The sequence below is a fragment of the Streptomyces sp. Ru73 genome, from assembly GCF_002920575.1.
Classification (GTDB): domain Bacteria; phylum Actinomycetota; class Actinomycetes; order Streptomycetales; family Streptomycetaceae; genus Streptomyces.
In genome coordinates this window covers 1-25,743 of record NZ_PQSQ01000083.1, presented here as the reverse complement: position 1 = coordinate 25,743, position 25,743 = coordinate 1, and the positions used below count along the sequence as shown (strand labels likewise).

25 protein-coding genes are annotated in these 25,743 nt (G+C 74.4%); 12 read left to right on the top strand and 13 right to left on the bottom strand.

The annotated features are described in order from the left end of the window. Window positions 1–69: 69 nt before the first annotated feature. The 4 genes from C3486_RS28060 (at window position 70) to fxsA (ending at window position 5,392) form a co-directional block, all read left to right on the top strand. A complete protein-coding gene (locus tag C3486_RS28060; RefSeq protein WP_103835569.1) occupies window positions 70–1,710 on the top strand; it encodes an amidohydrolase in 1,641 nt (546 codons plus the stop codon). A gap of 583 nt (window positions 1,711–2,293) precedes the next feature. Next, on the top strand, window positions 2,294–4,006 hold the full coding sequence (lnt, locus tag C3486_RS28055; protein WP_374936929.1) for an apolipoprotein N-acyltransferase: 1,713 nt from the start codon (window positions 2,294–2,296) through the stop codon (window positions 4,004–4,006). Next, a complete protein-coding gene (locus tag C3486_RS28050; RefSeq protein ID WP_258053036.1) occupies window positions 4,003–4,782 on the top strand; it encodes a polyprenol monophosphomannose synthase in 780 nt (259 codons plus the stop codon). The genes lnt and C3486_RS28050 overlap by 4 nt, the downstream gene beginning before the upstream one ends. Window positions 4,783–4,825: 43 nt before the next feature. After that, a complete protein-coding gene (gene fxsA / locus C3486_RS28045) occupies window positions 4,826–5,392 on the top strand; it encodes an FxsA family membrane protein (RefSeq protein ID WP_103835567.1) in 567 nt (188 codons plus the stop codon). Window positions 5,393–5,512: 120 nt separating this feature from the next. Here the strand turns inward: fxsA and C3486_RS28040 are convergent, their stop codons facing one another. The 4 genes from C3486_RS28040 to C3486_RS28025 form a co-directional block, all read right to left on the bottom strand. Then, a complete protein-coding gene (locus tag C3486_RS28040) occupies window positions 5,513–5,890 on the bottom strand; it encodes an RNA polymerase-binding protein RbpA (RefSeq protein WP_103835566.1) in 378 nt (125 codons plus the stop codon). A 257-nt stretch (window positions 5,891–6,147) separates the two neighbouring features. Then, window positions 6,148–7,506 carry an MFS transporter gene (locus C3486_RS28035; protein ID WP_374936928.1) on the bottom strand — a complete coding sequence of 453 codons (1,359 nt, stop codon included), beginning with the start codon at window positions 7,504–7,506 and terminating at the stop codon, window positions 6,148–6,150. Further along, the gene (locus C3486_RS28030) at window positions 7,457–8,368 is read right to left on the bottom strand and encodes a glycerophosphodiester phosphodiesterase family protein (protein ID WP_103835565.1); all 912 of its coding nucleotides are present in this window, start codon (window positions 8,366–8,368) and stop codon (window positions 7,457–7,459) included. Before C3486_RS28030 ends, C3486_RS28035 begins: the two co-directional genes overlap by 50 nt. 196 nt (window positions 8,369–8,564) lie before the next feature. Next, window positions 8,565–9,377 (bottom strand): YitT family protein, encoded by an 813-nt coding sequence (locus tag C3486_RS28025; protein WP_374936927.1) that lies wholly within the window; start codon window positions 9,375–9,377, stop codon window positions 8,565–8,567. Window positions 9,378–9,476: 99 nt separating this feature from the next. On the opposite strand from C3486_RS28025, the gene C3486_RS28020 reads away from it, so the two are divergent. Next, on the top strand, window positions 9,477–10,982 hold the full coding sequence (locus C3486_RS28020; protein ID WP_103835564.1) for a PLP-dependent aminotransferase family protein: 1,506 nt from the start codon (window positions 9,477–9,479) through the stop codon (window positions 10,980–10,982). A gap of 241 nt (window positions 10,983–11,223) precedes the next feature. Here C3486_RS28020 and C3486_RS28015 read toward each other — a convergent pair whose 3' ends face one another. Together C3486_RS28015 and C3486_RS28010 are read right to left on the bottom strand one after the other, a co-directional pair. Continuing rightward, a complete protein-coding gene (locus C3486_RS28015) occupies window positions 11,224–12,822 on the bottom strand; it encodes a hypothetical protein (RefSeq protein ID WP_258053035.1) in 1,599 nt (532 codons plus the stop codon). Between the two features lie 49 nt (window positions 12,823–12,871). Beyond that, window positions 12,872–13,066: a hypothetical protein gene (locus C3486_RS28010; RefSeq protein ID WP_103835563.1), complete on the bottom strand. Its 195-nt coding sequence runs from the start codon at window positions 13,064–13,066 to the stop codon at window positions 12,872–12,874. A 219-nt stretch (window positions 13,067–13,285) separates the two neighbouring features. On the opposite strand from C3486_RS28010, the gene C3486_RS37520 reads away from it, so the two are divergent. Continuing rightward, window positions 13,286–13,459, top strand: coding sequence for a hypothetical protein (locus tag C3486_RS37520; protein ID WP_181138729.1), 174 nt, complete (start codon window positions 13,286–13,288; stop codon window positions 13,457–13,459). A 74-nt stretch (window positions 13,460–13,533) separates the two neighbouring features. On the opposite strand, the gene C3486_RS28005 is transcribed toward C3486_RS37520, so the two are convergent. Together C3486_RS28005 and C3486_RS28000 are read right to left on the bottom strand one after the other, a co-directional pair. Continuing rightward, a complete protein-coding gene (locus C3486_RS28005) occupies window positions 13,534–14,163 on the bottom strand; it encodes a histidine phosphatase family protein (RefSeq protein WP_103835562.1) in 630 nt (209 codons plus the stop codon). A gap of 153 nt (window positions 14,164–14,316) precedes the next feature. Next, entirely contained in the window at window positions 14,317–14,838 is a 522-nt protein-coding gene (locus tag C3486_RS28000; RefSeq protein ID WP_103835561.1) for a DinB family protein, read from the bottom strand. Between the two features lie 231 nt (window positions 14,839–15,069). Here C3486_RS28000 and C3486_RS27995 point away from each other — a divergent pair, with 231 nt between their 5' ends. From C3486_RS27995 to C3486_RS27985, 3 genes are all read left to right on the top strand, one after another. Further along, the gene (locus C3486_RS27995) at window positions 15,070–16,443 is read left to right on the top strand and encodes an MFS transporter (protein ID WP_103835560.1); all 1,374 of its coding nucleotides are present in this window, start codon (window positions 15,070–15,072) and stop codon (window positions 16,441–16,443) included. A gap of 124 nt (window positions 16,444–16,567) precedes the next feature. After that, window positions 16,568–17,263: a type 1 glutamine amidotransferase domain-containing protein gene (locus tag C3486_RS27990; protein ID WP_103835559.1), complete on the top strand. Its 696-nt coding sequence runs from the start codon at window positions 16,568–16,570 to the stop codon at window positions 17,261–17,263. A 96-nt stretch (window positions 17,264–17,359) separates the two neighbouring features. After that, entirely contained in the window at window positions 17,360–18,730 is a 1,371-nt protein-coding gene (locus tag C3486_RS27985) for an aldehyde dehydrogenase family protein (protein WP_103835558.1), read from the top strand. Between the two features lie 7 nt (window positions 18,731–18,737). On the opposite strand, the gene C3486_RS27980 is transcribed toward C3486_RS27985, so the two are convergent. Beyond that, complete coding sequence (locus C3486_RS27980; RefSeq protein ID WP_103835557.1) at window positions 18,738–19,586, bottom strand: NAD(P)H-binding protein; 849 nt, start codon at window positions 19,584–19,586, stop codon at window positions 18,738–18,740. Then, entirely contained in the window at window positions 19,583–20,008 is a 426-nt protein-coding gene (locus tag C3486_RS27975; RefSeq protein WP_103835556.1) for a nuclear transport factor 2 family protein, read from the bottom strand. Before C3486_RS27975 ends, C3486_RS27980 begins: the two co-directional genes overlap by 4 nt. An 89-nt stretch (window positions 20,009–20,097) precedes the next feature. Here C3486_RS27975 and C3486_RS27970 point away from each other — a divergent pair, with 89 nt between their 5' ends. Next, on the top strand, window positions 20,098–20,697 hold the full coding sequence (locus C3486_RS27970) for a TetR/AcrR family transcriptional regulator (protein WP_103835555.1): 600 nt from the start codon (window positions 20,098–20,100) through the stop codon (window positions 20,695–20,697). A 26-nt stretch (window positions 20,698–20,723) separates the two neighbouring features. Further along, window positions 20,724–21,281 carry a GNAT family N-acetyltransferase gene (locus C3486_RS27965; RefSeq protein WP_103835577.1) on the top strand — a complete coding sequence of 186 codons (558 nt, stop codon included), beginning with the start codon at window positions 20,724–20,726 and terminating at the stop codon, window positions 21,279–21,281. Window positions 21,282–21,318: 37 nt separating this feature from the next. Here C3486_RS27965 and C3486_RS27960 read toward each other — a convergent pair whose 3' ends face one another. Continuing rightward, on the bottom strand, window positions 21,319–21,987 hold the full coding sequence (locus C3486_RS27960; RefSeq protein ID WP_374936926.1) for a response regulator: 669 nt from the start codon (window positions 21,985–21,987) through the stop codon (window positions 21,319–21,321). Further along, window positions 21,978–23,186, bottom strand: coding sequence for a sensor domain-containing protein (locus tag C3486_RS27955; protein WP_103835554.1), 1,209 nt, complete (start codon window positions 23,184–23,186; stop codon window positions 21,978–21,980). The genes C3486_RS27960 and C3486_RS27955 overlap by 10 nt, the downstream gene beginning before the upstream one ends. 111 nt (window positions 23,187–23,297) lie before the next feature. On the opposite strand from C3486_RS27955, the gene C3486_RS27950 reads away from it, so the two are divergent. Then, the gene (locus C3486_RS27950; RefSeq protein ID WP_103835553.1) at window positions 23,298–24,905 is read left to right on the top strand and encodes a serine hydrolase; all 1,608 of its coding nucleotides are present in this window, start codon (window positions 23,298–23,300) and stop codon (window positions 24,903–24,905) included. On the opposite strand, the gene C3486_RS27945 is transcribed toward C3486_RS27950, so the two are convergent. Further along, on the bottom strand, window positions 24,853–25,593 hold the full coding sequence (locus C3486_RS27945; protein WP_103835552.1) for a GntR family transcriptional regulator: 741 nt from the start codon (window positions 25,591–25,593) through the stop codon (window positions 24,853–24,855). The two genes, C3486_RS27950 and C3486_RS27945, sit on opposite strands and share 53 nt — an antisense overlap. Window positions 25,594–25,743 lie beyond the last annotated feature (150 nt).

Genomic DNA, 25,743 nt, shown 5'->3' with positions numbered 1-25,743 from the left:
TACGGATACGGCCACGCCGTACCCACCCCGCGCGACGGTCGGGTACGCGCAGGGGCGAAACTGTCCGGTATGAGTGAACGCACCTCCGCACCGGCCCCCCGTCGCACCGTCCTGCTGCGCGGCGGCGAGGTCCACAGCCCCGCCGACCCCTTCGCCACCGCCATGGTCGTCGAAGGCGCCTCGGTCGCCTGGGTCGGCTCCGAGGGCGCCGCCGACTCCTTCGCCGACGGGGTCGACGAGGTGATCGACCTCGACGGCGCACTCGTCACCCCCGCGTTCACTGACGCACACGTACACACCACGGCCACGGGCCTCGCCCTCACCGGCCTGGACCTCACCGACACCCGCACCCTCGCCGACGCCCTGGACCGCATCCGCTCCTTCGCCGCCGCTCGTCCCGCCGACCGCGTACTCCTCGGCCACGGCTGGGACAGCGCCGCCTGGCCCGAGGGCCGGCCGCCCTCCCGCGCCGAACTGGACGAGGCCGCCGGTGGCCGCCCGCTCTACCTCAGCCGCATCGACGTGCACTCCGCCGTCGTCACCACCGCACTCCAGGACCTCGTCCCCGGCCTGCGGGAATGCGCCGGCTTCGACCCCGCCGGCCCGCTCACCGGCGACGCCCACCACGCCGTGCGCAAGACCGCCTACGACACCGTCACGCCGGCCCAGCGTGCCGCCGCGCAGGAAGCCGCGCTCGCCCACGCCGCCTCCCTCGGCATCGGCACGGTCCACGAATGCGCCGGCCCGGAGATCTCCGGCGAGGACGACCTGACCGGACTGCTCGCCCGCGCCGCCGAGGGCCACGGCCCGCGCGTCGTCGGCTACTGGGGCGAAATCGTCACAAGCGCAAAGGAAGCCGAGCGGATCAAGGAGCTCGGCGCCGTCGGCGCCGCCGGCGACCTCTTCGCCGACGGCTCACTCGGCTCCCACACCGCCCACCTCTGCGCCCCCTACGCCGACGCCGCGCACACCGGCAACGCCCTGCTCGACGCCGACACCGTCGCCGCCCACGTCGCGGCCTGCACCGAAGCCGGCCTCCAGGCAGGCTTCCACGCCATCGGCGACGCCGGCCTGACCGCCGTCGTGGACGGCGTTCGCGCCGCCGCCGGACGCATCGGCCTCGACCGCGTACGCGCCGCCCGGCACCGCGTCGAACACTGCGAAATGCTCACCCCCGGCACCCTCGCCGGCTTCGCCGAACTCGCCCTCACCGCCTCCGTGCAGCCCGCCTTCGACGCCCTCTGGGGCGGCACCGACGGCATGTACGCCACCCGCCTCGGCGCCGACCGCGCCCGCACCCTCAACCCGTACGCAGCGCTCCTCAAGGCCGGCGTACCCCTCGCCCTCGGCTCCGACAGCCCCGTCACCCCCCTCGACCCCTGGGGCACGGTCCGCGCCGCCGTCTTCCACCGCACCCCGGAACACGGCATCTCGGCCCGCGCCGCCTTCACCGCGCACACCCGCGGCGGCTGGCGCGCCGTCGGCCGCGACGACGCGGGCATCCTGGTACCCGGCGCACCCGCCGACTACGCCGTCTGGAGCACCGGCGAGCTGATCGTCCAGGCCCCCGACGAGCGCGTACAGCGCTGGTCGACCGACCCCCGCTCCGGCACCCCGGGGCTGCCCGATCTCACCCCCGGCCGGGACCTGCCGCGCTGCCTGCGGACCGTCGTCGGCGGCCGGACGGTCTTCCAGCGGCCGAACGAGTGAACCTCCCGTGGCGAGTGCCGCCGGGCACCGCGCCCGGCGAGTACTCGCCCTACCTGCGGCAGTTCGGCACTGACCTGGTTGAACGCAAAAACGACGCAGGTAGAACAGCTGTTGACAGCAGGCCGTCGTCGGCCGGTAGGTTCGGCCGAGTCCACCACAAGGACGTCCGACCGGCAGACCTCCGCGCAGCCGTCGACGCAGCTGGGCCACGGGGTGGTGCGCCGCACAGGCGCACCGCAACTGGGAGCCAGGTCCACCCCTGCGGCACGGAAGCGACGGACCGGTTCGACCGGCCGGCGGGTGCGACCCGGGTGGGGCCCGGACGCTCAGTAGACAACGGCTCTCGGTCGACCCGCAGCCAGCGGGTCCCAGGCCGGCCCGAAGGGCACCGGGCCCCTATCCGCACCGCGGACCGGCCCCGCCTCCGTACCCCGCCCCGTACCGCCGTTCCCGGCCGTACGCCGCGCCCTCCCCGTCACCGAGAGCGACCGCCCGCCTCCGTACCGGCCACCGGCGTCCCGCAGGCCCGCGCCCCGTTGTACCGTCGGCTCACCACCGCACGACCTGCAGGAAGGCCGCGACCGTGCCATCGGGCTCCGAAACCACCGCCGAAGCCGTGCCAGGCCCCGCCCGGGGCCCCGGCAAGGACGGCTCCGCCGCCGACGGCGGCCCCGCGGCCGGCGAGGCGCCCGACGCCACCGGCCGCCGCCCCGGCAGGCTCCGCCGCCTCGCCGCCCTCGTACGCCGCGAGAGCCTCCGCACCGTGCTCGCCGTCCTCGCCGGACTCGCCCTCGGACTGGCCTTCCCGCCGTACGACCTGTGGCCGCTCTCCCTCGTCGCCGTGGCCGCCCTCAGCCTCCTCACCCGCGGCCGCACGGCCCGTCAGGCGGCCTGGACCGGCCTCGCGTTCGGCTGGCCCTTCTTCTTCCTGCTCCTGAAGTGGCTGCACGTCATCGGCTGGGACGCCGTGATCGGCCTCTCCTTCGCCGAGGCCGTCTTCGTGGCCCTCATGAGCGCGGGCCTCGCCAGGACCTCACGCCTGCCCGGCCGGCCCCTCTGGGCGGCCTGCCTCTGGGTGGCCCAGGAATGGGCCCGCGACCGCGTCCCCTTCGGCGGCTTCCCCTGGGGCCGCCTCGCCTTCGCCAACACCAGCACCCCCTTCACCCCGCTCGCCGCCCTCGGCGGCGCCCCCCTCGTGACCTTCGCCGTCGCCCTCACCGGCACGCTGGCCGCCGCGGCCGTGGTCGCCCTGTGGGGGCTGCGCAGGAAGGCCGAGGGCGGCGGCACCCGGCTGCACCGCGCCGTACCGGCCCTGGAGGCCTTCGGGCTGGCCGCGGCCCTCACCGTCGCCGGGTACGCCGTCCCCGTCCCCACCAAGGCCACCGGCCACCTGAACATCGCCGTCGTGCAGGGCAACGTCCAGCGGCCCGGCATGGACTTCCTCGGCCGCCCCCTGCAGATCCTGGACAACCACGCCACCGCCACCGAGAAGCTGGCCGCCGACGTCAAGGCGGGCCGGGCGAAGAAGCCGGACCTCGTCATCTGGCCGGAGAACTCCTCCGACCTGGACCCGTTCCAGTACCCCCAGGCGTACGACCGCATCCAGGAAGCGGTGCGGGCCATCGGCGTGCCCGTCCTCGTGGGCGCCCTGGTGGACCACCCGAGCAAGCCCGGCTACGTCTTCAACGAAGGCATCGTCTGGGACCCGAAGACCGGCCCCGGCGCCCAGTACACCAAGCAGCACCCGGTGCCCTTCGGCGAGTACGTGCCCTTCCGGGACCAGCTGAGCAAGGTCATCACCCGCCTCCAGCGCGTGCCCCGTGACTTCTACCCGGGCGACCACACCGGCGTGCTGAACATGGCAGGCGCCAGGCTCGGTGACGTCATCTGCTTCGAGGTGGCGTACGACGAGATCGTGCACGACACCGTGAACGCCGGAGCCCGCGCCCTCATCGTGCAGACCAACAACGCCACCTACGGGCGCACGGGCCAGCCCGAGCAGCAGCTCGCCATGTCCCGGCTGCGCGCCGTCGAACACGGCCGCGCCGTCGTGACCGCCGCCACCAGCGGCATCAGCGCCGTCGTCGCCCCGGACGGCGAAGTCACCCACCGCATCCCCGAATTCACCCGGGGCGTGGTCAGCGCCAGTCTTCCGCTGCGGGAGGAAAAGACGGTCGCCGACCGCGTCGGCGCGTCTCCGGAATGGGTGATCGCTATGGTGGGCCTTCTGTCCTGCGCTGCCGCCTTCGTGCTCGGCCGGCGCGGGCGTACGAAGGACGAGAAGGGGCAGCAGTGACAGACGGCCGACAGGACGGCGGACAGCGGCAGTACGGGCCGCTGGGCGACACCTTGGTGATCATCCCGACCTACAACGAGGCGGAGAACATCAAGCCGGTCGTCGAGCGGGTGCGCGCCGGGGTGCCCGACGCGCACGTACTGGTCGCGGACGACAACAGCCCGGACGGCACGGGCAAGCTCGCCGACGAGATGGCGGCCGAGGACGACCACGTGCACGTCCTGCACCGCAAGGGCAAGGAAGGGCTCGGCGCCGCCTACCTGGCCGGCTTCCAGTGGGGCATCGAGCACGGCTACGACGTCCTGGTGGAGATGGACGCCGACGGCTCCCACCAGCCCGAGGAGCTGCCCCGGCTGCTGACCGCGCTCAAGGGCGCCGACCTCGTGCTCGGCTCGCGCTGGCTGCCCGGCGGCCGGGTGGTCAACTGGCCCAAGTACCGCGAGTTCCTCTCGCGCGGCGGCAGCACGTACTCCCGGCTGCTGCTGGACGTGCCGATCCGGGACGTCACCGGCGGCTTCCGGGCCTTCCGCCGGCAGACCCTGGAGGGGCTGGGCCTGGACGAGGTCGCCTCGCAGGGGTACTGCTTCCAGGTCGACCTGGCCCGCCGGGCCGTCGAGGCCGGCTACCACGTGGTCGAGGTGCCCATCACCTTCGTCGAACGCGAGCGGGGCGACAGCAAGATGAGCCGCGACATCGTCGTGGAGGCCCTCTGGCGCGTCACGGCCTGGGGCGTCGGCTCGCGGCTGGAGCGGCTGCGGGGGAAGAAGGGGGAGTGAGGCCATCCGCCACACCCCCCGCCCGACCAGGCACACTTGAAGCATGACGTCCGCCAGCACGCCACCGCAGTCCCGTCCGCCCCGCCGCTCCCGCGCCCGCCGCTTGGTGCCGCTCGGCATCGCCGTATGGGCCGTCCTGGAGATCTGGCTGCTCACCCTGGTCGGCGAGGCCGCGGGCGGGCTGACCGTCTTCCTCCTGCTGGTGGCCGGGGTGGTACTCGGCGGTTACGTGATCAAGCGGGCCGGGCGGCGCGCCTGGAAGAACCTCACCGGCGCCTTCCAGCAGCCCGGCGCCCACCCCGAGCGGCCGGCGCCCGAGCGGAGCGGCGGGAACGTCCTGCCGATGCTCGGCGGCCTGCTGCTGATGTGCCCCGGCCTGCTCTCGGACGCCGCCGGGCTGCTGTGCCTCTTCCCGCCCACCCGGAAACTGCTCCAGCGGCGCGTGGAGCGGCTGGTGGAGCGCCAGGCGCGCCATACCCCCGGCTCCTTCGGGGACGCCTTCCAGCAGGCCCGTATGCACGCTCCGGACGGCAAGGTCGTCCAGGGCGAGGTGATCCGCGACGACGAGCCGCCGGCCGGGCCGCGCCACGACCCGCCGCTGCCCCGCTGAGGACCGGCCCGGGCCACCGGGCCGGGGCACCGCTCGCTGCTCCCGAGAACTCCCGAGAACGACACAAGGGCCGGGCCCCTGCCGAAGCAGGGGACCCGGCCCTTCGTGCGCCGTCCGCCGTCAGGCGGACTTCTTGTTGGTGTCGCGCGGATGCACGGCGATGTTCATGGTGCCGGAGCGCAGGACGGCCAGCCGTTCGGCCAGCACCTCCTCCAGCTCCTCGCGGGTGCGCCGCTCCATGAGCATGTCCCAGTGCGTACGCGCGGGCTTGCCCTTCTTCTCCTCAGGGCCATCGCCATCCACCAGGAGTGCTTGAGCGCCGCAAACCTTGCACTCCCACTCCGACGGAATCTCGGCCTCTACCGAGAAGGGCATCTCGAAACGATGGCCCTTCTCGCATGCGTACTCCACCGCCTGGCGCGGAGCCAGGTCGATGCCGCGGTCGGTCTCGTAGCTGGTCACCACGAGTCGCGTGCCGCGAAGAGCTCGCTCACTCATGAATCGTGCCTCCCGGGCTTTGTCGCCCACAGGACAGGTGTCGCTGTCGTCGTCATCCGGTCAACGTCCGGTCGGCGGTGAAGATTCCCGTAACCCGCACATGCGTCGCCCGTCGTGCCGCCCCTTGTTGTACCCACCAGCGCCCGGTTTGTCACATCTGGCAGCAGATGTCACCCGCCGCTGTCCGAGGTTCAGCGCGCAGTAACGGTCCGTCTGGTGAGCCAAAGGCGTACACTACCGCCCCACGCCCCGCTTCCCTAAATCAGGTCCGGTGCGCGATTTCCCGCGGCCACCGCTGCCCGCCGCACCGGCACGCGGCTGAGCAGGACAAATCCGATCAAGAAGAACGCCACCAGCGAGACGATCGCGGCCCGGTAGCTGCCCGTCAGTTGGTACGCGACCCCGAAGACCAGCGGCCCCAGCCAGCTCACGCCGCGGTCGCTGATCTCGTACGCGGCGAAGTATTCGGCCTCTTTCCCGCGCGGGATCAGATGCGAGTACAGCGACCGCGAGAGCGCCTGGCTGCCGCCCAGCACCAGCCCGATCGCCACCGCCAGGCAGAAGAACCACACGGGCGCGTGCGCGGGCAGGAAGTACCCGGCCACGATCACGGCCGTCCAGGCCACCAGCGATCCCAGAATCGTCCGTTTGGCGCCGTACCGCCGCGCCAGCCGGCCCATCAGCACCGCGCCGGCCGCCGCAAGCGCCTGCACCAGCAGCACCGCCACGATCAGCGTCGTCTGGTCCAGGCCCAGTTCCTCCGAGCCGAAGACCGACGCCTGGGTGATCACGGTCTGTATGCCGTCGTTGTAGACCAGGTACGCGAGCAGGAAGGCCAGCGTCAGCGGGTGCCGGCGCAGATCGCGCAGCGTCTCCCGGAGCTGCCGCAGCCCCCCTCCCGGGGCCCGCGGCGCGGTGGCTCCGGGAGTGAGCCGGTCCCGGAGCCGGCGCAGCGGCACCACCGTGAACACCGCCCACCACAGGCCCGCCGAGGCCAGGCAGATCCGTACGGCGGTCCCCTCGGAGAGCCCGAAGGAGGCGTGGCCCGCGTACAGCACCAGGTTGGCCACCAGGACCAGCGCACCCGCCGCGTACCCGAAGGCCCAGCCTCTGGACGACACCGCGTCGCGCTCCTCGGGCGCCGCGATCTGGGGCAGGTAGGAGTTGTAGAGCATCATCGAGACCACGAACGACACGTTCGCGACGACGAGGAGCGCCCCGCCCAGCAGATAGCGGTCGCCGTTCAGGAAGAACATTCCCGTCGTGGCCGCCGCGCCCATGTAGGCGCAGCCGCCCAGCAGCGGCTTCTTGCGGCCGGTGCGGTCCGCGACGGCGGCGGCCAGCGGCATCGCCAGTACGGAGAGCAGCAGCGAGGCGGACACCGAGTACGCGTAGAACGACCCTGCCCGCACGGGGATGCCCAGCGGGTGCACGAAGCCGCGTGCGTCGGCCGCCGCCTTGGCCACGGACGTCAGGTACGGCCCGAGGAAGACCGTCAGGACGGTCGTCGAGTAGACGCTGTTCGCCCAGTCGTACCAGTACCAGCCGCGCTGCTCGCGGCGCCGGTCAGCGCCGTCCTTCGGCTCGGCCGGCCCCACGGCGGTGTCCACGCCCACCCGTTCCCCCTTGTATTCCCGCCGCGGCGGGAGGAACGGTCGCGGTGCCGGCGCCGGCGGTCGAGGTCCAGGCGCCCCGCGCGGTCAGTACTTCCCGCAGCGTGACTATGTGATCGGTCATGATGCCATCCACCCCGAGGTCCAGGAGCTCCGCCATCTGCTGTGCGTCGTTCACCGTCCACACGTGCACCTGGAGGCCGAGCTGCCGGGCGGCCCTGAGGAACAGCCGGTCCACCACCCGGAGTCCCGCGTGCCGCTGCGGCACCTGGACGCACACGGCGCTGCGCCGTACGGCGGCGCCCAGCAGCCGGTCCAGCGGCAGGCTCCGCCCGTAGGAGCGCAGCCGCAGCCCCGCCACCCCTCGGGTGCCGAGCGAGGTGGCGAGCCGGCCGCCCGCCAGCCGCTGCGCCCGCTCCACCCGCGCCTCGGAGAACGAGCCGACGCACACCCGGTCCCACGCCCCCGTACGCCGCAGCAGCGCCAGCAGCGGGCGCAGCGCGGCCTCGGCCTTCACGTCCACGTTCCAGCGCGCCTCGGGGAACTCCTCCAGCAGCTCCTCGAAGAGCGGCAGCGGCTCCCGGCCCGCCACCCTGGCCTGCCGTACGGCCCGCCAGGGCAGCGCCCCGATGCGGCCGCGGGCGTCGGTCACCCGGCCCAGGGTGGCGTCGTGGAAGGCCACCAGGCGGCCGTCCGACGTGGCGTGGACGTCGGTCTCCAGGTAGCGGTAGCCGCCCGTCACGGCCCGGCGGAAGGCGAGCGCGGTGTTCTCCAGGCCGTCCGCCGCGCCGCCCCGGTGGGCGAAGGCGAGCGGCGCGGGGTGGTCGAGGTACGGGTGGCGGGGGCGCGGGCGCGGTGCGGTCACGCGGGCAGTATGGCGCGCGGCCCGTACGGCGGGGGAACGGGGTCCGGCAACGAGGGCGCGGCCGCTGCGCCGGCAGACGCGCCCCCCGGTCGGCCGCGCTGCCTCTGGGGCGCGGTGCGTCGGCCGCGCTGCCTTCGTGGACGCCGCCGCGCTGCCTCTATGTACGCGCCGCGCGCCCCCGAGAGCCGTGTCGTGCTCAGGCGCCGGGCTCCGGGACCGTTTCCGGGGCGGCGGGGCGGTCCTCCGGTGCGCTCTTGCCGGCGACCACCCGGGACGGCTCCTCCAGGCCCTTGATGGCGAAGATCCGCAGGAAGAACTGCGCCATCGGGCCGATGGCCAGCGCGTACAGGACGGTGCCCACGCCGACCGAGCCGCCCAGCACGAAGCCGATCGCCAGCACGGTGACCTCGATGCAGGTACGGACGAGACGGATGGGGCGGCCGGTGCGCAGGTGCAGGCCGGTCATCAGCCCGTCCCGCGGCCCGGGGCCGAGACGTGCGGAGATGTACAGGCCGGTCGCCACGCCGTTCAGCGCGACGGCGAAGGCCAGCATCGGGACGCGGACGGCCAGCGACTCGTACGCGGGCACCACGGCGATCGTGGCGTCCATGACCAGCCCCAGCAGGATGACGTTCGAGACCGTGCCGATCCCGACGCGCTGCCGCAGCGGGATCCAGAGCAGCAGGAAGAGCGCGCCGAAGACGATCGTGACCGTCCCGATGGTCAGGCCCGTGTGCTTCGAGACGCCCTGGTTGAACACGCTCCACGGCTCCAGGCCCAGGTTCGCGCAGACCATCAGGCCCATGCTGATGCCGTACAGCAGGAGCCCGATGTAGAGCTGGACCAGCCGCCGCGGCAGATGGCGCCCGCCGGGCCGGCCGGCGCCCCCGGGCTGTCCGGCGCCCTCGGCCCGGCCCGCGGCGCCGGGCTGTCCGGCGGCCCCGGGCTCCGCCTCGGCCGTGGGCTCGGGCCCGCCCTCCGGTCCGTTCTGCGACCCCTTCGCGGACAATGTTTCCCCCTCCTGGCAGGATTGGACTGTGGGATGTCAGCCTGTTGCGGGCCGATGACCCGGTACCAGTGCCAATTCGGGAAAGGTGGACTGGTCGGCATGGCGCAGTGGACTTCAGCGGTGGGCGCGGCCCAACTCGCCCGCCTGGTGCGGTCGCAGGACGACCGCGCCGCCTCGGCAGCGGTCGGCGGCCGCCGCATCCCCGCCTACCGGACCCTCGCCGACGGCGTCCGCCTCCTGGTGCTGGAGGGCCGCATCCCCGTGGCAGCGCGGCTGCCCGCCGAGCGCGAGCTGGCAGCGGCCCTCTCGGTCAGCCGGACCACCGTCGCCGCCGCCTACGAAGCGCTGCGTGCCGAGGGCTTCCTGGAGTCCCGGCGCGGCTCCGGCAGCTGGACCGCCGTACCGGCCGGCAACCCGCTGCCCACCAGGGGCCTGGAGCCACTGCCCCCGGAGGCTGCGGGCTCGATGATCGACCTGGGCTGCGCGGCGCTGCCCGCGCCCGAACCGTGGCTGACCCGGGCCGTGCAGGGCGTCATGGCGGAGCTGCCGCTCTACGCGCACACCCATGGCGACTACCCGGCCGGGCTGCCCGCACTGCGCCAGGCGCTCGCCGACCGCTACACGGCGCGGGGCATCCCCACCATGCCCGAGCAGATCATGGTCACCACGGGCGCGATGGGCGCGGTGGCCGCGATCTGCCGTCTGATCACCCGGCCGGGAGAGCGGGTCGCGGTGGACTCGCCCTCGTACGCGAACATCCTGCAGCTGATGCGGGACGCCGGGGCCCGGCTCGTCCCGGTCGCGCTGGCCGAGCGGCTGGCCGGCTGGGACATCCCGGCCTGGCGCCAGGTGATGCGGGACGCCGCGCCCCGTATGGCGTACGTCGTCGCCGACTTCCACAACCCCACCGGATCGCTCGCCACGGAGGAGCAGCGCCGTGGGCTGGTCGCGGCGGCCCGCTCGGCCGGCACGGTGCTCGTCGTCGACGAGACGATGACCGAGCTGTGTCTCGACCCCGGCGTCGAGGTGCCGCCCGCCGTCTGCTCGTTCGACCCCTCGGGCAGCTCGGTGATCACCGTCGGCTCGGCGAGCAAGGCGTTCTGGGCCGGCATGCGCATCGGCTGGGTGCGCGCAGCGCCCGACATCATCCGCAGCCTGGTCGCGGCCCGCGCCTACGCCGACCTCGGCTCCCCGGTCCTGGAGCAGCTCGCGATCACCTCGCTGCTGGAGGGCGACGGCTGGGCCGAGTCGGTCGAGATCCGGCGGGCGCAGGCGCGCGAGAACAGGGACGCGATCGTCGACGCGGTCCGGCGCCACCTGCCCGACTGGGAGTTCAGCGTGCCCAGCGGCGGACTGACGCTCTGGGCGCGTACCGGCGGGCTGTCCGGCTCGCGCATCGCGGAGGCGGGGGAGCGGCTGGGCGTACGCGTCCCCTCGGGCCCGCGCTTCGGCGTGGACGGCGCCTTCGAGGGCTTCGTACGGCTGCCCTTCACGGTCAACGGCGCGGTCGCCGACCAGGCCGCCTCCCGGCTGGCCGGCGCGGCCCGGCTGGTCGCCACGGGCCGCTCCGCCGACACGGAGGCCCTGCACTCCTTCGTGGCCTGAGCCCCGGCGTCCCCTGAGGGGCAGCGCCCGCCGCACCTGGAGAACGGCACCGCCCGCCGCCCCAGTGGTCCCGCGCGCCGCGCACCCTTGTCACGCCGCGCATCCCACCGCCCCAGTGGCCCGCGCCCCCGTGCACACCACCCCGCCCCAAAAGGATCCGGGCGGCCGCCGGCGGAGCGCGTCACCGGTGGCCGCCCGGAGGCGGGGAGCCCGTGCGGGCAGGGTGCCCGCTGGGCAGGGGTCAGACCGACTCGGAGGCGGTGTCCGCCCGGTAGCCGAAGTCGGCGTCGTACGGCGGGGCCGCGGCCGCGGGGACGGAGCCGTGGCGCGCCGGGCGTTCCGGCAGCAGGGCGAGCACCGCCTGCCGGTGGTACTCGCTGGTCGCGTCGTCGAACGGGTCGGGCGTGGCGGGCACTTGGAGGCGGAGGACCGGGCCCGAGCCGAGCCGGGCGTAGCCGCGGCCCGGCGGCACCTGGTCGGCGGGCGTGGTCTCCGGGGCCGCGCCCAGCACGGCGCGTACGTCCTCCGGGGAGGTGGGCCCGAGGACGACCCGCGCGCGGGTGTGGGCGCGCACCGGCTCGCTCAGCAGCTCAGCGCCCTCGAACTGCTCGGCGAGGGCCACGGTGACGCTCGCGGCGCGCCCGTGGCGCAGCGGGACCTGGAGGAGGCGCTGCGGGTCCTCGCGGCCCTCGGCGGCGGCGAGGTGGGTCAGTGCGGCCGGCCGGTCGACGATGATCCACATCGGCCTCCGGATGTCGTCGGGGACCGGAAGCCCGGCCTGGCGCGCGCGGTTCGCGGAGATCAGCCGCCGCTCCGTCTCGCGGGCCGCCCACTCCAGCGTGGCGAGCGCGCCGCTGAGCCCGCACTCCACGCCGAGTACGCCGGGCCGCCCCAGCAGGAACGCGTACTCGCCGGTGCCGCTGCCGTCCACGACGAGGACGTCACCGTGGGCCAGCGCCTGCAGCGCGACGGAGCGCAGCAGGGTCGTGGTGCCGCTGCCGGGGCGGCCCAGGGCCAGCAGGTGGGACTCGGTGGAGCGCGGTCCGGTCCGCCAGACGACCGGGGGCACGTCGCGGGGCGCGGCGTCCTCGTCGGAGGCCGCCACCGGCACGGTCCGCTGGACGGCGCCCGCGTCGGTGAAGCCGAGCACGGTCTCGCCCGGGGTGGTCACGAACCGCTGCGCCGCGATGTCGGTCGGCAGCGCGGGCAGCACGGTCAGGTCCAGCTGGTTGGCCTCGGGGTCCCACGCGAACTGGTACTCCCGGCCGCGGCCCGACTTGGCGAGCAGCACCTGTTCGATGCGGGCCCGGGACGGGGCCTCGGCATCGGTGAAGTACACCGGGTACTTCAGGCGGAGCCGCGAGAGCCGCCCGTCGTCGTCGAACTCGTACTCCGAGAAGGCGGCGGTCCAGTCGCCGTCGTGCACGTACAGCGGGTTGGGGTCGCCCTCGAAGCTCAGGTACGGCACCAGCGCCTCGTACAGGGCACGCAGCCGCCCGGTCTCGGCCTCGCCGGGCCCGGTGTCGGCGGGGGCCCGCTCGCGGCCCGCCCAGGCCGCCGCCGCCATCAGGGAGATGAGGGCGAGCAGCGGCCCGTACGGCACGAGGGCGAGCGCCGCCAGGCCCATGGCGGTCATGCACAGCGCCGGGCCGCGGCGTTCCCGGGGCGTCGCCGACCACCGCTGCCGTCCGGACGCGGCCAGCCGGCCGAGGCCGCGGCCGATGACGAACAGCGGGTGGAACACGTCGGAGGCGCCGTCGGCCGCGGTGCGCGCGAAGCCGCGGCCGCGGACGAGGGGGACGCGGGTGCTCAGGATGCTGGGCAGTGGACGCCGGGGCACGGAAGGTCTCCTGGAAGGTGGGTGCGTATCTGCGCGCGCGGCGCGGCTCTCAGAGGTTGAGCCCGCTGATCAGCCCCGCGAGGCTGGCGCCGCCGGCCTTGATGCCCGGGGCGATCGCGGTCCCCGCGAGGTAGAAGCCGAACAGCGCGCAGACGAGGGCGTGGGTGACCTTGAGCCCGTCCTTGCGGAAGAACAGGAAGACGATGACACCGAGCAGGACAACGCCGGAGACGGACAGGACCATGGGGATGCTCTCCTGGGTCGTGTGGGGACGGTCACCATGAGTCCTTCCAGCCTCACAGTACGTATCAAGCCCAAGAAAGCCGCAAATGGGTGATTTATCGTTGAAACCCCCCATTCGGGGTCCGTCGCAGCGCACTATGCCCCGGAGTGTGCCTACAGGCGCCGTAGTTGCGCTTCGCGCCCCTTGCCGGGTACCTCGGTACGCAGGATCGTGTGCGGCATGGCCGCAACGGTGCCACCGCACTGCTCGAAGTGCTGCCCGGTCGTTCCCCGGAAACCGCAGCCGCCGCCGCACGTCCCGGTCGCCGCGTGGGTGGAGTTCGCCCTCCTCATGCTCGCGCTGGCCGCCGGCTGCGCGCTGATCCTCTGGATCGGCGACAGCCTCTTCCCGTGACCGCCCGCGGAAACGTCCCGTCGTCCGGCAGAACGATTCCGCGGCGTCCGCGGGGGCTCAGCGGTGTCCGCGGCTCAGTGGCCGGGCTGCGGCTCCGTCGCCGGGATGTCCAGGTCGGACCACGTCACGACCGTCCAGCCGGTCTCCGGGTCGCCCTCCAGCACGACGACCGCGGTGTTCGGCAGCGGGTGGGCGATGGCGAAGTCCGCGTCCACGTTGCGGGCGCGCGCCGCGGTCCAGGTGCGGATCGCCGCGCCGTGGCTGACCACGGCGGCCGCCGCCACGCCGGACCCGGCGATCTCCTCGATCACCGCGTCGTACCGCGCCAGCATCTCCACGCCGTTCTCGCCGCCGGGCATCCGCAGCTCCGGCTTGCCCGCGGGCCACGAGAACGCCACGCGCTGGTACTGGTCGTTGGAGGCCGCGTCGCCGCGCATCTCCAGGTCGCCGGCCGTGATCTCCCGGATGCCGTCGCGGACCACGATCTCCAGGCCGCGGGCGCGGGCGAGCGGCTCCGCGGTCCGCTGCGTCCGCACCATGGTCGACGCGTAGAGCACGTCGATCTTCTCGTCGGCCAGTCGCTCCGGCAGCGCCGCCGCCTGCTGCTCGCCCAGCTCGGTCAGGCCGGGCCCGGGGATGCCGGTGTCCAGGAGGTGGCCGACGTTGGACGGGGTCTGACCGTGACGGATCAGCAGCAGGCGCATGAGAGGGCTCCGGTCGGGGCGCGGGCAGTGCCCCGCACGGCGCGTGCCGTACGGAGCGCCGCCCGTACGGCACGTACGTGAATGGGGTATGCAATCAATTTCAGGCTACCGGACGCGGGTGCGCGGCCGGGCGGCGCGTGCGGACGGCGGTACTCAGGCCGTGACGCCCGTCGCGCCGTCCGTCTGCTCGCGGAGGATGTCCAGGTGCCCGGTGTGCCGGGCGGTCTCCTCGATGACGTGGACGTAGATCCAGCGCAGCGAGATCTCGCCGATCTCCGGATGCGGAACGGCATGCTCCAGCGGCAGCCCTGCGGCCACCTCCCGGGACCGCGCACAGGCCGCCTCGTACGCCGCCACCAACGCGTCGAGCGACTCCTCGGGTCCCACCTCCCAGCCGCCCGTGCGCCCGGCCTCCAGGGGCGGCTCGCCGTCGGCCAGCAGCGCGGGGAACCAGTCCCGCTCGACCAGTGTCAGGTGCTTGACCAGCCCGGCGAGCGTGGTCTCGGAGGGCACGAGCCGGCGGCGCGCGTCCGCGTCGGACAGCCCGCGCACCTTGCCCGTGACGGTCGAGCGGTAGAAGTCCAGGAACGCGTCCAGGACCTCCCGTTCACCGCCCGTGCGGACGAGCAGCGGGGCCGGCAGTGCGGGGGTTTCGGGGTCCGAGGTCTCGGTCATGTCCCGATCTTCGTGCACGCCGGCTGCCGGAGCGAGGGATTACGCGGGGAGCGAGCACTGCCGCGCGGGCGTGGCGGGCGGTATAGGAAACCGGAAGACACCAGGACGCCGGGGGCGCGCGACGGCGCGCGGGCGGGAACGGGGGCGGGCGCCATGAGAGTACGGGCGGGGGTGCGGCCGGCCGGCGGCAGACGGGCGCCGCACGGCCGGTGGGCGGGGAGGCGCGCGCGGATGCGGCCGCTGGCCGGGCTGCTGGCGGCCGCTGCCGTCTCGCAGACCGGCACCCGGGTGTCGGCGATCGCGCTGCCCTGGTTCGTGCTGGTCACGACGGGCAGCGCGGCCCGGACCGGGCTGGTCGCGTTCTGCGAGATGGCGCCGTACGTCCTGGTCAAGGCGCTGACCGGGCCGCTGGTCGACCGGGCGGGGGCCCGGGTGATCTCCTGGACGACGGACGTGGCCAGCGCCGCGGTGGTCGCCGCCGTGCCGCTGCTGCACGCGCTCGGGCTGCTGGACTTCGGGCTGCTGCTCGGCATGGTCGCGGCCATCGGCGCCGCCCGCGGCCCGGGGGACCTGGCCAAGGAGGTCATGATCCCGGAGGCGGCGGCGCGCTCGGCCGTCCCCATCGAGCGGGCCACCGGCCTGCTCGGCGTCGTCGAGCGGCTGGCGTCCACGGTGGGCCCCGGCGTCGGCGGCGTCCTGGTCGCCGTACTGGGGCCGCTGGCCGGGCTGCTCGTCAACGCGGCGACCTTCGCCCTCGGCTCGGTCATCGTCGGCCTGGCCCTGCCCCGCGGCATGGGCGGCGCGGACGACGGCACGGTGACCGAGGCCGCCGCCCACGGGACGGCGGAAGCCCCGGACGACGGCCCGCCGCGCGACGGGCCCGAGCCGGGCTACTGGCGCCGGTTCGGCGAGGGCTTCGCCTACCTGCGGCGCCAGCCGCTGCTGCTCACCATCATCTGCACCGTCGGCTTCACCAACTTCCTCGACGCGGCCCGCAATTCCGTCCTGCTGCCGATCTGGGCCAGGGAGACCGGATACGGACCGTCCGTGATCGGCCTGATGACGGCAGCGACCGGGCTCACGGCGGTGGCCGGCAGCCTGGTCGCCGCGGTCGTGGCCCACCGGATGCGCCGCCGGCTGCTCTTCTTCGCCGGCTTCCTGCTCTCCGGCGCGCCCCGGTTCGTGATCCTCGCGGTGGACGTGCCGGTGTGGGCGGTGGTGGCCGTGTACGCCGCCTCCGGCTTCGGGGCCGGCTTCCTCAACCCCATCCTCGGCGCGGTCGTCTGGGAGCGGATACCGCGCCGGCTGCTCGGCCGGGTGGGCGCGCTCGGCGACTCGCTGGCCTGGGCGGGCATCCCGCTGGGCGGCCTGCTGGCCGGCGCCGCGGTGGGCTGGGCGGGGCTGGTGCCGGTGCTGGCGGTGAGCGGCGCCGCGTACTTCCTCGCCACCAACCTGGCGGGACTGCGCCGCGAGTGGCGGGAGATGGACCGGGAGCGGACGGGCGCGCAGGGCCCGGGACGGACGGGTGCGACGGGGCCGGGGGCACCGGAAGGGGCGCCCGCCGGGCCGCCGGCGCACCGCCCGGACCGGATCGAGAAGGCATAGCCGGCGGGCGGCCGGGCATGCGGGCGCCGGAGGCCCCGGCGCGGTGGAGCGCGCGGACCGCGCGCAGCCGTTACGTTCGGGGCAGTGGGCACGCCCGCGGAACCGAAGGAACCGGAGGACCGACATGGCGAAGATCCTTTTCGTGCTGACCGGCGCCGACCACTGGACGCTGGCCGACGGCACCCGGCACCCCACCGGCTTCTGGGGCGAGGAGGTGGTGGCCCCGTACCGGGTCTTCACCGAGGCCGGGCACGACGTGGTGGTCGCGACGCCCGGCGGCGTGCTGCCGACGCTGGACCCGGCGAGCCTCGCGCCGGAGGTCAACGGGGGCCAGGAGGGCGCGGACGCGGTCGCCGCCGCGCTGCAGGCGATGGACCCGCTGCGCCACCCGGTCAAGCTGGAGCAGATCGACGTGGCGGGCTACGCGGCCGTCTTCTACCCCGGCGGCCACGGCCCGATGGAGGACCTGGCGGTGAACGAGGACTCGGGCCGGGTGCTGACCGAGGCGCTGGCCTCGGGCCGGCCGCTGGGCCTGGTCTGCCACGGTCCGGCGGCCCTGCTCGCCACCCGCGGCGCTGACGGCACCTCGCCGTTCGCCGGGCTCCGCCTCACCGGCTTCACCAACGCCGAGGAGGCTCAGGCGGGCTTCGCCGACAAGGCGCCGTGGCTGCTCCAGGACCGCCTGGTGGAGCTGGGTACGGACTTCCGGGAGGCCGAGCCGTGGTCGCCGCACGTGGTCTCCCACCGGAACCTCTTCACCGGCCAGAACCCGTCCTCCTCGGCGCCGCTCGCCGTCGAGATGGGCAAGCACCTCGGCTGACGCCGGGCCGTTCCCGGCCCGGTCGGAATGAATACCTCCGCTTCGACGCTGTCCATGGACGATCGCACGCGACACCTTGAACGAATCGAGCACCGCATGACCGGCTCACCAGCCACCACCGCCGAAGCGCCCGGCGCGGCCACCCCCGCGACCGCCGCCGAGGCCCCCGCCGACCTCGTCGCCCGGCTGCGTGCCACCTTCCGCGGCGGCCGCACCCGCTCCCTGGAATGGCGCGCGCAGCAGCTCTGGAAGCTGCGTACGCTGCTCACCGAGCACCGTGCCGACGTCGCCGCCGCGCTCCACGCCGACCTGGGCAAGAGCGAGGCCGAGGCGTTCGCCGCCGAGGTCGACTTCCCGATCCGGGAGATCGACCACACCCTGGAGCACCTGGAGGAGTGGCTGCGGCCCACGCCCGTGCCGTTGTCGGCCGAGGGCTTCCCGGCCGGCAGCTCGGCGGGCACCCGGTACGACCCTCTCGGCGTCGTCCTGGTGATCGCCCCCTGGAACTACCCCGCGCAGCTGCTGCTCGTGCCCCTCGCCGGCGCGCTCGCCGCGGGCAACACCGTGGTCGCCAAGCCCAGCGAGCTGGCCCCGGCGACCTCAGCGCTGCTCGCCCGGCTGCTGCCGGAGTACCTCGACAACGACGCGGTCGCGGTGGTCGAGGGCGGCGTGCCGGAGACCACCGAGCTGCTCGCCCAGCGCTTCGACCACATCTTCTACACCGGCAACGGCACGGTCGGCCGGATCGTGATGCGCGCCGCGGCCGAGCACCTCACGCCCGTCACCCTCGAACTGGGCGGCAAGTCCCCGGCGTTCGTGGACCGGGACGCGGACGTGACGCGCACGGCGCAGCGGCTGGCCCGCGCCAAGTTCCAGAACGCCGGCCAGACCTGCGTGGCCCCCGACTACGTACTGACCGACCCGCAGACCTCCAAGGCCCTGCAGGGCGCGCTCGCGGAGGCGATCGAGGAGCTGTACGGCACCGACCCGGCGGCCTCGCCCGCGTACGGCCGGATCATCAACCACCGCCACTTCGACCGGCTCACGGGCCTGCTCGGCTCGGGCCGGACGGTCACCGGCGGCACCCACGACCGGGCGCAGAAGTACATCGCGCCGACGGTGCTCGCCGATGTCGACCCCGGCTCCCCGGTGATGCAGGAGGAGATCTTCGGCCCGCTGCTGCCGATCGTCGAGGTCGACGACCTGGACGAGGCCATCGCGTTCATCAACGACCGCGACAAGCCGCTGGCCCTCTACGGCTTCACCGAGAACGAGACCACCCGCCGCCGGCTGGCAACGGAGACCTCCTCGGGCGGCCTCGGCTTCGGCCTGCCCATGGCCCATCTCCGCATCCCCGACCTGCCGTTCGGCGGCGTCGGCGAGAGCGGCATGGGCGCGTACCACGGGCCGCACTCCATCGCCACGTTCAGCCACCGCAAGGCCCTGCTGGACGTCCCGTTGGCCTGACGCCACGTCACCGGCCGTGCGTCCACTCCCGTTCCGCCACCGAGCGGAAGCCGTGCGGCGGGCGGCCGGTGACGCGCCGTACGGTGTCGGTGGTGCGGTCCTCGGCGCCGCCGGCGATGGCGCGGTCCAGGTCGGCCAGGAGCGCGGCGAACTCGGCCGGCAGCTCCTTCGCCAGGTGAGCGCGGAGCTCGTCGTGGGTCAGCGAGCGGTGGACCACGGGCCGGCCGCTGACCTCGGTCATGATGGCCGCGATGTCGTCGTAGCGGAGCGCCTCGGGTCCGGTGAGGATCAGATCGGTACCGGGCGCCCGCTCGTCGGTCAGGGCGCGCACGGCGACGGCGGCGATGTCCTCGGCGTCCACGAAGCCCACACGGCCGTTGCCGGTGGCGCTCAGGAGGGTGCCGTGCTCCCGGATGCCGTCGGCGTGCACGTGCCGGCCGAGGAAGTTCTGCATGAACCAGGACGGCCGCAGCACCGCCCACTCCTCGAACAGGCCGGGCAGCTCCCGGTGCACGGCCCCCACAGCGGGCCCGCCCTCGGGGATGGCCGAGGAGCTGAGCAGCACCGCACGGCGCACCCCGGCGGCGCGCGCCTGGCGCAGGAAGGGCAGCATGACCGCGGCCGGGTCGGGGTCGCCCACCGGCGGTACGAGGTAGAGGCGGTCGGCCCCGGCGAGCGCCGCACCGTGCGTGGCCGGGTCGTACCAGTCGAAGCGGACGGGCTCGGCGCCCGGCACCGGGGTGCCGCGCCGGCTCGCCGCCCTGACGCGGTGGCCCGCAGCGGACAGCTGTGCCGCGGTACGGCTGCCGGTGGTGCCGGTGGCGCCGATGACCAGGGTGGTGCCGGTCGTGCTCATCGGGCGCTCCCGGTGAAGTCGGCGCCGTCTTCGAGCACGGCGAGCGGGTTCCAGTAGTCGCGGTAGGCGGCGATGCGCCCCTCCCGGACGGTCACGACGGCGATGTACGTCATGTCGAACGGCTCGCCGGTCCGCACCAGTCGGCCCACGCCGCGCATCTCGGCCACGAGGGTCTCCGGGTCCTCGGTCCGGTGAATCCGCAGGCCGGGGAAGTCGTGCAGGTCGATGTGGTCGGGATAGCCGCGCATGTAGGCGGCGACGGCGTCCCTGCCCTCCAGTCGCCGGGGCCACCCTTCGGGCGCGAACGGGAACTCCATGACGCCGTCCTCGGCCCACAGGGCGACCCAGCCGGGGATGTCCTTGTCGAGCAGGAGGCGGAGGCCGTGGCGGAACAGCTCTTCCGGTGCGGTGTGTGCAGGCATGGGTGTCCTCTCTTCCCATAGAATGCGGACCCGGGGTCCGCTTTCAGAAAGATACGGACCCGCGGTCCGCTTTGTAAAGGAGGGGCAGCGTGCCCGACCGCAAGCCCCGCAAGGACGCAGCCCGCAACCGTGCGGCCGTCCTCGCGGCCGCCGACACCCTCTTCACCCGCTGCGCCAGCCCCGACGACGTCACCATGGCCGACGTCGCGACGGCGGCCGGCGTCGGCAAGGGCACCCTCTTCCGGGCGTTCGGCGACCGCACCGGACTGATCCGGGAGCTGTACGCCGCACGGCTCCAGCCGATCGAGGAAGCCGTCGAAGCGGGCCCGCCGCCCCTGGGGCCGGGCACCCCGCCGCGCGACCGGGTGCCCGCGCTGCTCGACGCGCTCCTCTGCTTCAAGCTCGACAACCGCCGCCTCGCGCTGGCCCTGGAAGCCACCGGCAGCGCGAGCCCGTACGACGCGGACCACTACGGGCGCTGGCACGCCCTGCTCCGCGACATGCTCGAACAGCTCCCGGGGCTGCCCGCCCCAGGCTTCACCGCCCACGCCCTGCTCGCCGCCGTACGCGCCGACCTCGTCGAGCACCTGGCCGGCCCGGAGGGCGTACCGCGCGACACCCTGCGCGCGCAGCTGGCGGCCCACACCGCCACCGTCCTCGGCACCTCCGTGCGGGGTGATCCCGCCTGACACACCGCGGAGTTACTGTGACGGGCATGGCCAGTGACCCCAGTGTTCTGCCGGGCGGCGTCGTGCTGCGCCCGGCCGTCGCCGACGACGCCGAAGGGCTGCTCGCGGCGTACCTGCACAACCGTGAGCATCTGCGCCCCTGGGACCCGCTGCGGGAGCCGGACTTCTACACCCTGGAGGGGCAACGGGAGCGGCTGCTCGGCCAGTTGGCGGAGCGGGACGAGGGCCGGCTGATGCTGTGGGTGCTGACGTCCGGCCCCCGCATCGTCGGCGTCCTCACCCTCTCCGGCATCCGGTACGGCCCGTCCTGCAGCGGCAGCCTCGGCTACTGGATCGACGTCGACCACACCGGCAAGGGGCTGGCGAGCGCGGCCGTCGAGGCCGCCGCCCGGTACGCCGACGAGGCCGGGCTGCACCGCCTCGAAGCGGGCACGCTGCTGCACAACACCGGCTCGCAGCACGTCCTGCGCAAGTGCGGATTCGAGCCCTACGGCGTCGCGCCCAAGTACCTGCACATCAACGGCGAGTGGCAGGACATCCGGCTCTTCCAGCGCATCCTCAACGACCGCCCGCCGCGCGTCTGACGCCAACTCCCGGCCGTCCGGCGCACCGCGGGCCCGCTCAGCCCCGCAGGTACGTCAGGACGGCCAGGACACGGCGGTGGACGGTGCTGTCCACGGGGAGGTCGAGCTTCTGCAGGATGCTGCCGATGTGCTTGTTGACGGCGGCCTCGGTGACGAACAGGGCACGCGCGATGGCGGTGTTGGAACGGCCCTCGGCCATCAGCCCCAGCACCTCCCGCTCACGCGGCGTCAGCCGCTGCAACGGGTCCTGGCGGCGGCGCAGCAGCTGCCGGACGACCTCCGGGTCGATGACCGTACCGCCGGCCGCGACCTCGGTGACCGCGTCGGCGAACTCCGTCACCGCGCTGATCCGGTCCTTCAGCAGGTACCCCACCCCGCTGTCGCCGCCCAGGTCCAGCAGATGGGTGGCGTAGGACTGCTCGACGTACTGGCTCAGCACGAGCACCGGCAGGTCGGGCAGGTCCCTGCGCAGCGCCACGGCGGCCCGCAGCCCGTCGTCGCCGTGGCCCGGCGGCATCCGCACGTCGCTGACGACGATGTCGGGCCGGTGCGTGTGCACGGCGGTGACCAGCGCTTCGGCGTCCCCGACCGCCGCGAGCACCTGATGCCCGAAACGGGTCAGCACGCCGACCACCCCGTCCCGCATCAGGGCCGAGTCCTCGGCGAGCACGACGCGCAGGGGTGTTCCCGCGGGGTTCAGCGGCACGGCAGCTCCACATGGATCAGGGTCGGTCCGCCGGCCGGGCTGGACAGCCACAGCCGGCCGTCGGTGGCCTCGACCCGGTCGGCGAGGCCGGTCAGGCCGGTCCCGGCGGCCGGGTCGGCGCCGCCGGTGCCGTCGTCGCCGACCGACAGGACGAGGGTGTCCGTACGCAGCCGGGCCCGCACCTCGGCGCGGCGGGCGCCGCTGTGCTTGGCGACGTTGGCCAGCGCCTCGGCGACGACGAAGTACGCGGTGGTCTCCACGCCCGGCGGCAGCCGGTGCGGCAGCCGGATGTCGACCTCGACCGGCACGGACGACCGGCCGGCGAGATTGTCCACGGCGGCCGCGAGCCCGTGGTCGGTGAGCGCCTTCGGATGCACGCCGCGGCTCAGCTCCCGCAGCTCCTGCACGGCGACCGTCAACTGCTCCTGTGCTTCTGCCAGTTGATGCTCGACGGCGGAGCCCGGCGCCGCGTCCAGGCGGGCGAGGCCCAGCAGTACGTTCAGCGACACCAGCCGCTGCTGGGCGCCGTCGTGCAGGTCCCGCTCGATCCGCCGGCGCTCGGCGTCGAAGGCGTCCACCAGCCGCGCCCGGGACGCCCGTACCCGCGTCAGCTCCTGGTCGCGCGGGGCCAGCAGCAGGCGGGTCAGCGCGGCCCGCGCCCCGGCCCAGGCGGTGAGCGTGTACGGCGCGGCGGGCAGCATGCACAGGCCGATGATCCCGAAGGGCCAGACGTCCGGGTCGTCCAGCGGTGAGACGCCGATGACGAACGGCAGCACCAGCGCGAAGCCCAGCACCAGCAGATCCATCCACCAGAGCGCCACCAGCGACACCGCCGTGAACCCCAACTCCCGCCAGGTGACGGCCTCGTGCAGCCGCGTCGAGAGCCAGGCGCGGCGCCCGGGGCGCGGTGGCGGGCGGTGCGGATCGGGCGCCGGGTCGGAGTCCACCAGCCGCAGCCGCCACCGCTCGACGCGCGCCACGGCGATGCCCGACAGCGCCACGCCCAGCAGGACGGCCACGCCCACCCCGACGGCGAGCAGCACCAGTCCGGCGACCGCCAGCAGTACCAGCACCGTGCCCGCCACCGCGCCGAACGCGACGCCGCTGAGCAGGTAGGCCAGCGAGCGCCAGGGCCACGCCGAGGTCAGAAACCTCAACGGGCGCTGCGCGAGGGCCTGCCAGGCGGTTTCGGGGCGCACGCGGCATACGGTACCGGTGTGCCGATCATGTGACGGTAGTGCAAGCACTACCGTTGTTCCTCCCCTGCACGCCAATGCGCTGAGCACCGTGGTCCGGCTGGGATACCGGGCATGGAAAACAACTCTCCTGCCGCGGCGAAGCCTCCGGCGCAACGGGCGGTACGGCGGCGGGCGGCCGCGCTGTTCCTGGTCCTCCTGACGCTGCTGGGCGCGGCTCCGTCCGCCGCAGCGGCGCCCGCGGCTCCGCCCGCCGCCGTCACCCCGGCCGCCGTGGACCGTTACGTACGCGACTACATGGCCCGCACCGGCCTGCCCGGCGCGGTGGTCGCGGTCACCAAGGGGGACCGGATCATCCGCACCGCCGGGTACGGGCACACCGCGGGCGGCGCGCGGCTCACCGCCCGCAGCCGCGTCCCGGTCGCCTCCGTCTCCAAGTCCTTCACCGCCCTCGCCGTCCTCCAGCTCGCCGACGCCGGCCGCGTGGACCTGGACGCGCCCGTCCGGCGCTACCTGCCGGAGTTCCGGCTCGACGACGAGCGGGCCCGGCGGATCACCACCCGGCAGCTGCTCAACCAGACCTCCGGCATGGAGGACAGCACCTACCCCGACATGGCCGTCGACCAGCCGCACACCCTGCGCGGCGCCGTCGCCGCCATGCGCCACTCCGGGCTGGCCACCGCACCCGGCACCCGCATGCGCTACCACAACTCCAACTTCGTCGTCGCCGCGCGGCTGGTGGAGGTGGTGAGCGGCCAGCCGTTCGCCGACTACCTCACCGACCACGTGTTCCGCCCGCTCGGCATGCGGCACACCCGTACCGTCGACAGCACCACCGACATGCCCGAGCGCGCCCGCGGCCACGTCCGCGCGTACGGCACGACGGTCGCGCTCCCGCACCCGCGGCTCTTCGTGGCCGGCAGCTTCGGCGTCGTCACCACCGCCGACGACCTCGCGCGCTGGCTGATGATGCAGAACAGCGGCGGGCTGGCGGCGGACGGCCGGCGGATCGTCTCGGCCCGCGCCGTCGCGGCCATGCACACGCCGGGCAAGGCCGCCGAGCACACCGACTACGGCATGGGCTGGTGGCTGCGGAAGGAGCCGGGCCGGGCCACCGAGATCCAGCACAACGGCCAGCTGTTCACCCAGACCGCGATCCAGACCCTGCTGCCCGGCAGCGGCTACGGCATCGCCGTGGTCGGCAACACCGGCTTCCTCTCCGGCGAGGACAGCGGGATCATCGCCCGCGGCCTCTCCGACCTGGCGCAGGGCCGGCAGCCCACGGACGAGGAACCCTTCACCATGACCGCCGACCTCGTCCTCGCCGCCCTCACCCTGCTCGTCCTCGGGCTCGGCACGCTCGGCGTGGTCCGCTCCCGGCGCTGGGCCCGGCGCGCCGCAGCGCGCCCGTGGTGGCGCCCGGCCCTGCGGCTGCTGCCGTACGCCGCGCCCCTCGCCCTCTGCCTCTTCCTCAGCGACCTGGTCGGCTGGTCGATGCGCAGGGCAGGGCCCTTCTGGCAGGTGGCGTACGCCTGGCCGGCCCTGACGGTCTGGGTCGTCGCGAGCGCACTGGCCGCCGCGACCGTCGTCCTCGTACGCGTCGTCAGGACGGTGGCGGCCCGCCGCGCCGCCGGCGGCGGGCGTACGGACGGGGGCCGGGACGCGGGGGTCAGCGGCGCAGCCGCACCCGGTAGGAGTACTGCTCCGGCAGGAAGTAGCTGATCGCCAGCTCCACGCGGCGGCCCTCGGACGTGGTGTAGAGGCGATCGATGCGCAGCAGCGGATGGTGCGGCTCGCAGGCCAGCTCCTCCGCGACGGCGTCCGGGGCCGGCGCGACCGTGATGGACTGCTCGGCCTCGGTGATGGGGGAGTCCAGCCGGTCGTCCAGCAGCCCGATGATGGTGAAGGTGGAGCGCGCGCCGGTCTCGGTGAGCTGCTCCACGTCCGCCAGCGCCTCGCCGACGTCCGGCGGCAGCCACACCGTCGTATGGCAGAACGGCACGTCGTCGTGGAGCCGCCGGAAGGCCAGCGTGTGCACCATGTCGCTGTCCAGCCGCAGCCGCCCGGCCGCGTCGATGTCCACCCGCCGCCGCAGCGGACTCGTCAGCTGCATGAGGGTGTCCAGCGACAGCCCCATCAGATCGTCGACCGAGCCGAACCGGCGGACGTACCGGCCGTCGCGCGGCGCGGCGAACGTGCCCCGCCCCGGCACCCGGTACACCAGGCCCTCGGCGACCAGGTCGTGGAAGGCGCGGCGCACCGTCTGGCGGCTGACCCGGTACGTCTCGGCCAGCTCCGCCTCGGTCGGCAGCCGCACCCCCTTGGGGTACCGGTCGCCCGCGAGGTCGCTGCGCAGGTCGTCCGCCAGCCGCTGGTACGCGGTCCGTCCACGGGCCGGCTTGTTGGCCATCACATCCTCGTCGCCGTTCGGTGGGCAGGGACCGCCAGCTTATCGGGAGCGGAACGCGCTGGTCACCTGCGGGACGACGCGGCGCCGGGCGCGCGGGCGGCACGGGCCCCCGCCCGCGGTCGCCGCGTGCCCGGCCGCCCGCGCGCCGCG

What these genes read in the sequence shown, in the direction of transcription:
- C3486_RS27975 (WP_103835556.1), bottom strand. Translation starts at nt 20,008, where the DNA reads ATGCCTGCACACACCGCACCGGAAGAGCTGTTCCGCCACGGCCTCCGC.
- C3486_RS27945 (WP_103835552.1), bottom strand. Translation starts at nt 25,593, where the DNA reads ATGGCCAACAAGCCGGCCCGTGGACGGACCGCGTACCAGCGGCTGGCG.
- C3486_RS27980 (WP_103835557.1), bottom strand. Translation starts at nt 19,586, where the DNA reads ATGAGCACGACCGGCACCACCCTGGTCATCGGCGCCACCGGCACCACC.
- C3486_RS28020 (WP_103835564.1), top strand. Translation starts at nt 9,477, where the DNA reads ATGGCGCAGTGGACTTCAGCGGTGGGCGCGGCCCAACTCGCCCGCCTG.
- C3486_RS27950 (WP_103835553.1), top strand. Translation starts at nt 23,298, where the DNA reads ATGGAAAACAACTCTCCTGCCGCGGCGAAGCCTCCGGCGCAACGGGCG.
- fxsA (WP_103835567.1), top strand. Translation starts at nt 4,826, where the DNA reads ATGACGTCCGCCAGCACGCCACCGCAGTCCCGTCCGCCCCGCCGCTCC.
- C3486_RS27995 (WP_103835560.1), top strand. Translation starts at nt 15,070, where the DNA reads ATGCGGCCGCTGGCCGGGCTGCTGGCGGCCGCTGCCGTCTCGCAGACC.
- C3486_RS28060 (WP_103835569.1), top strand. Translation starts at nt 70, where the DNA reads ATGAGTGAACGCACCTCCGCACCGGCCCCCCGTCGCACCGTCCTGCTG.
- C3486_RS28005 (WP_103835562.1), bottom strand. Translation starts at nt 14,163, where the DNA reads ATGCGCCTGCTGCTGATCCGTCACGGTCAGACCCCGTCCAACGTCGGC.
- C3486_RS37520 (WP_181138729.1), top strand. Translation starts at nt 13,286, where the DNA reads ATGGCCGCAACGGTGCCACCGCACTGCTCGAAGTGCTGCCCGGTCGTT.
- C3486_RS28040 (WP_103835566.1), bottom strand. Translation starts at nt 5,890, where the DNA reads ATGAGTGAGCGAGCTCTTCGCGGCACGCGACTCGTGGTGACCAGCTAC.
- C3486_RS28000 (WP_103835561.1), bottom strand. Translation starts at nt 14,838, where the DNA reads ATGACCGAGACCTCGGACCCCGAAACCCCCGCACTGCCGGCCCCGCTG.
- C3486_RS27985 (WP_103835558.1), top strand. Translation starts at nt 17,360, where the DNA reads ATGACCGGCTCACCAGCCACCACCGCCGAAGCGCCCGGCGCGGCCACC.
- C3486_RS27990 (WP_103835559.1), top strand. Translation starts at nt 16,568, where the DNA reads ATGGCGAAGATCCTTTTCGTGCTGACCGGCGCCGACCACTGGACGCTG.
- C3486_RS27965 (WP_103835577.1), top strand. Translation starts at nt 20,724, where the DNA reads ATGGCCAGTGACCCCAGTGTTCTGCCGGGCGGCGTCGTGCTGCGCCCG.
- C3486_RS28010 (WP_103835563.1), bottom strand. Translation starts at nt 13,066, where the DNA reads ATGGTCCTGTCCGTCTCCGGCGTTGTCCTGCTCGGTGTCATCGTCTTC.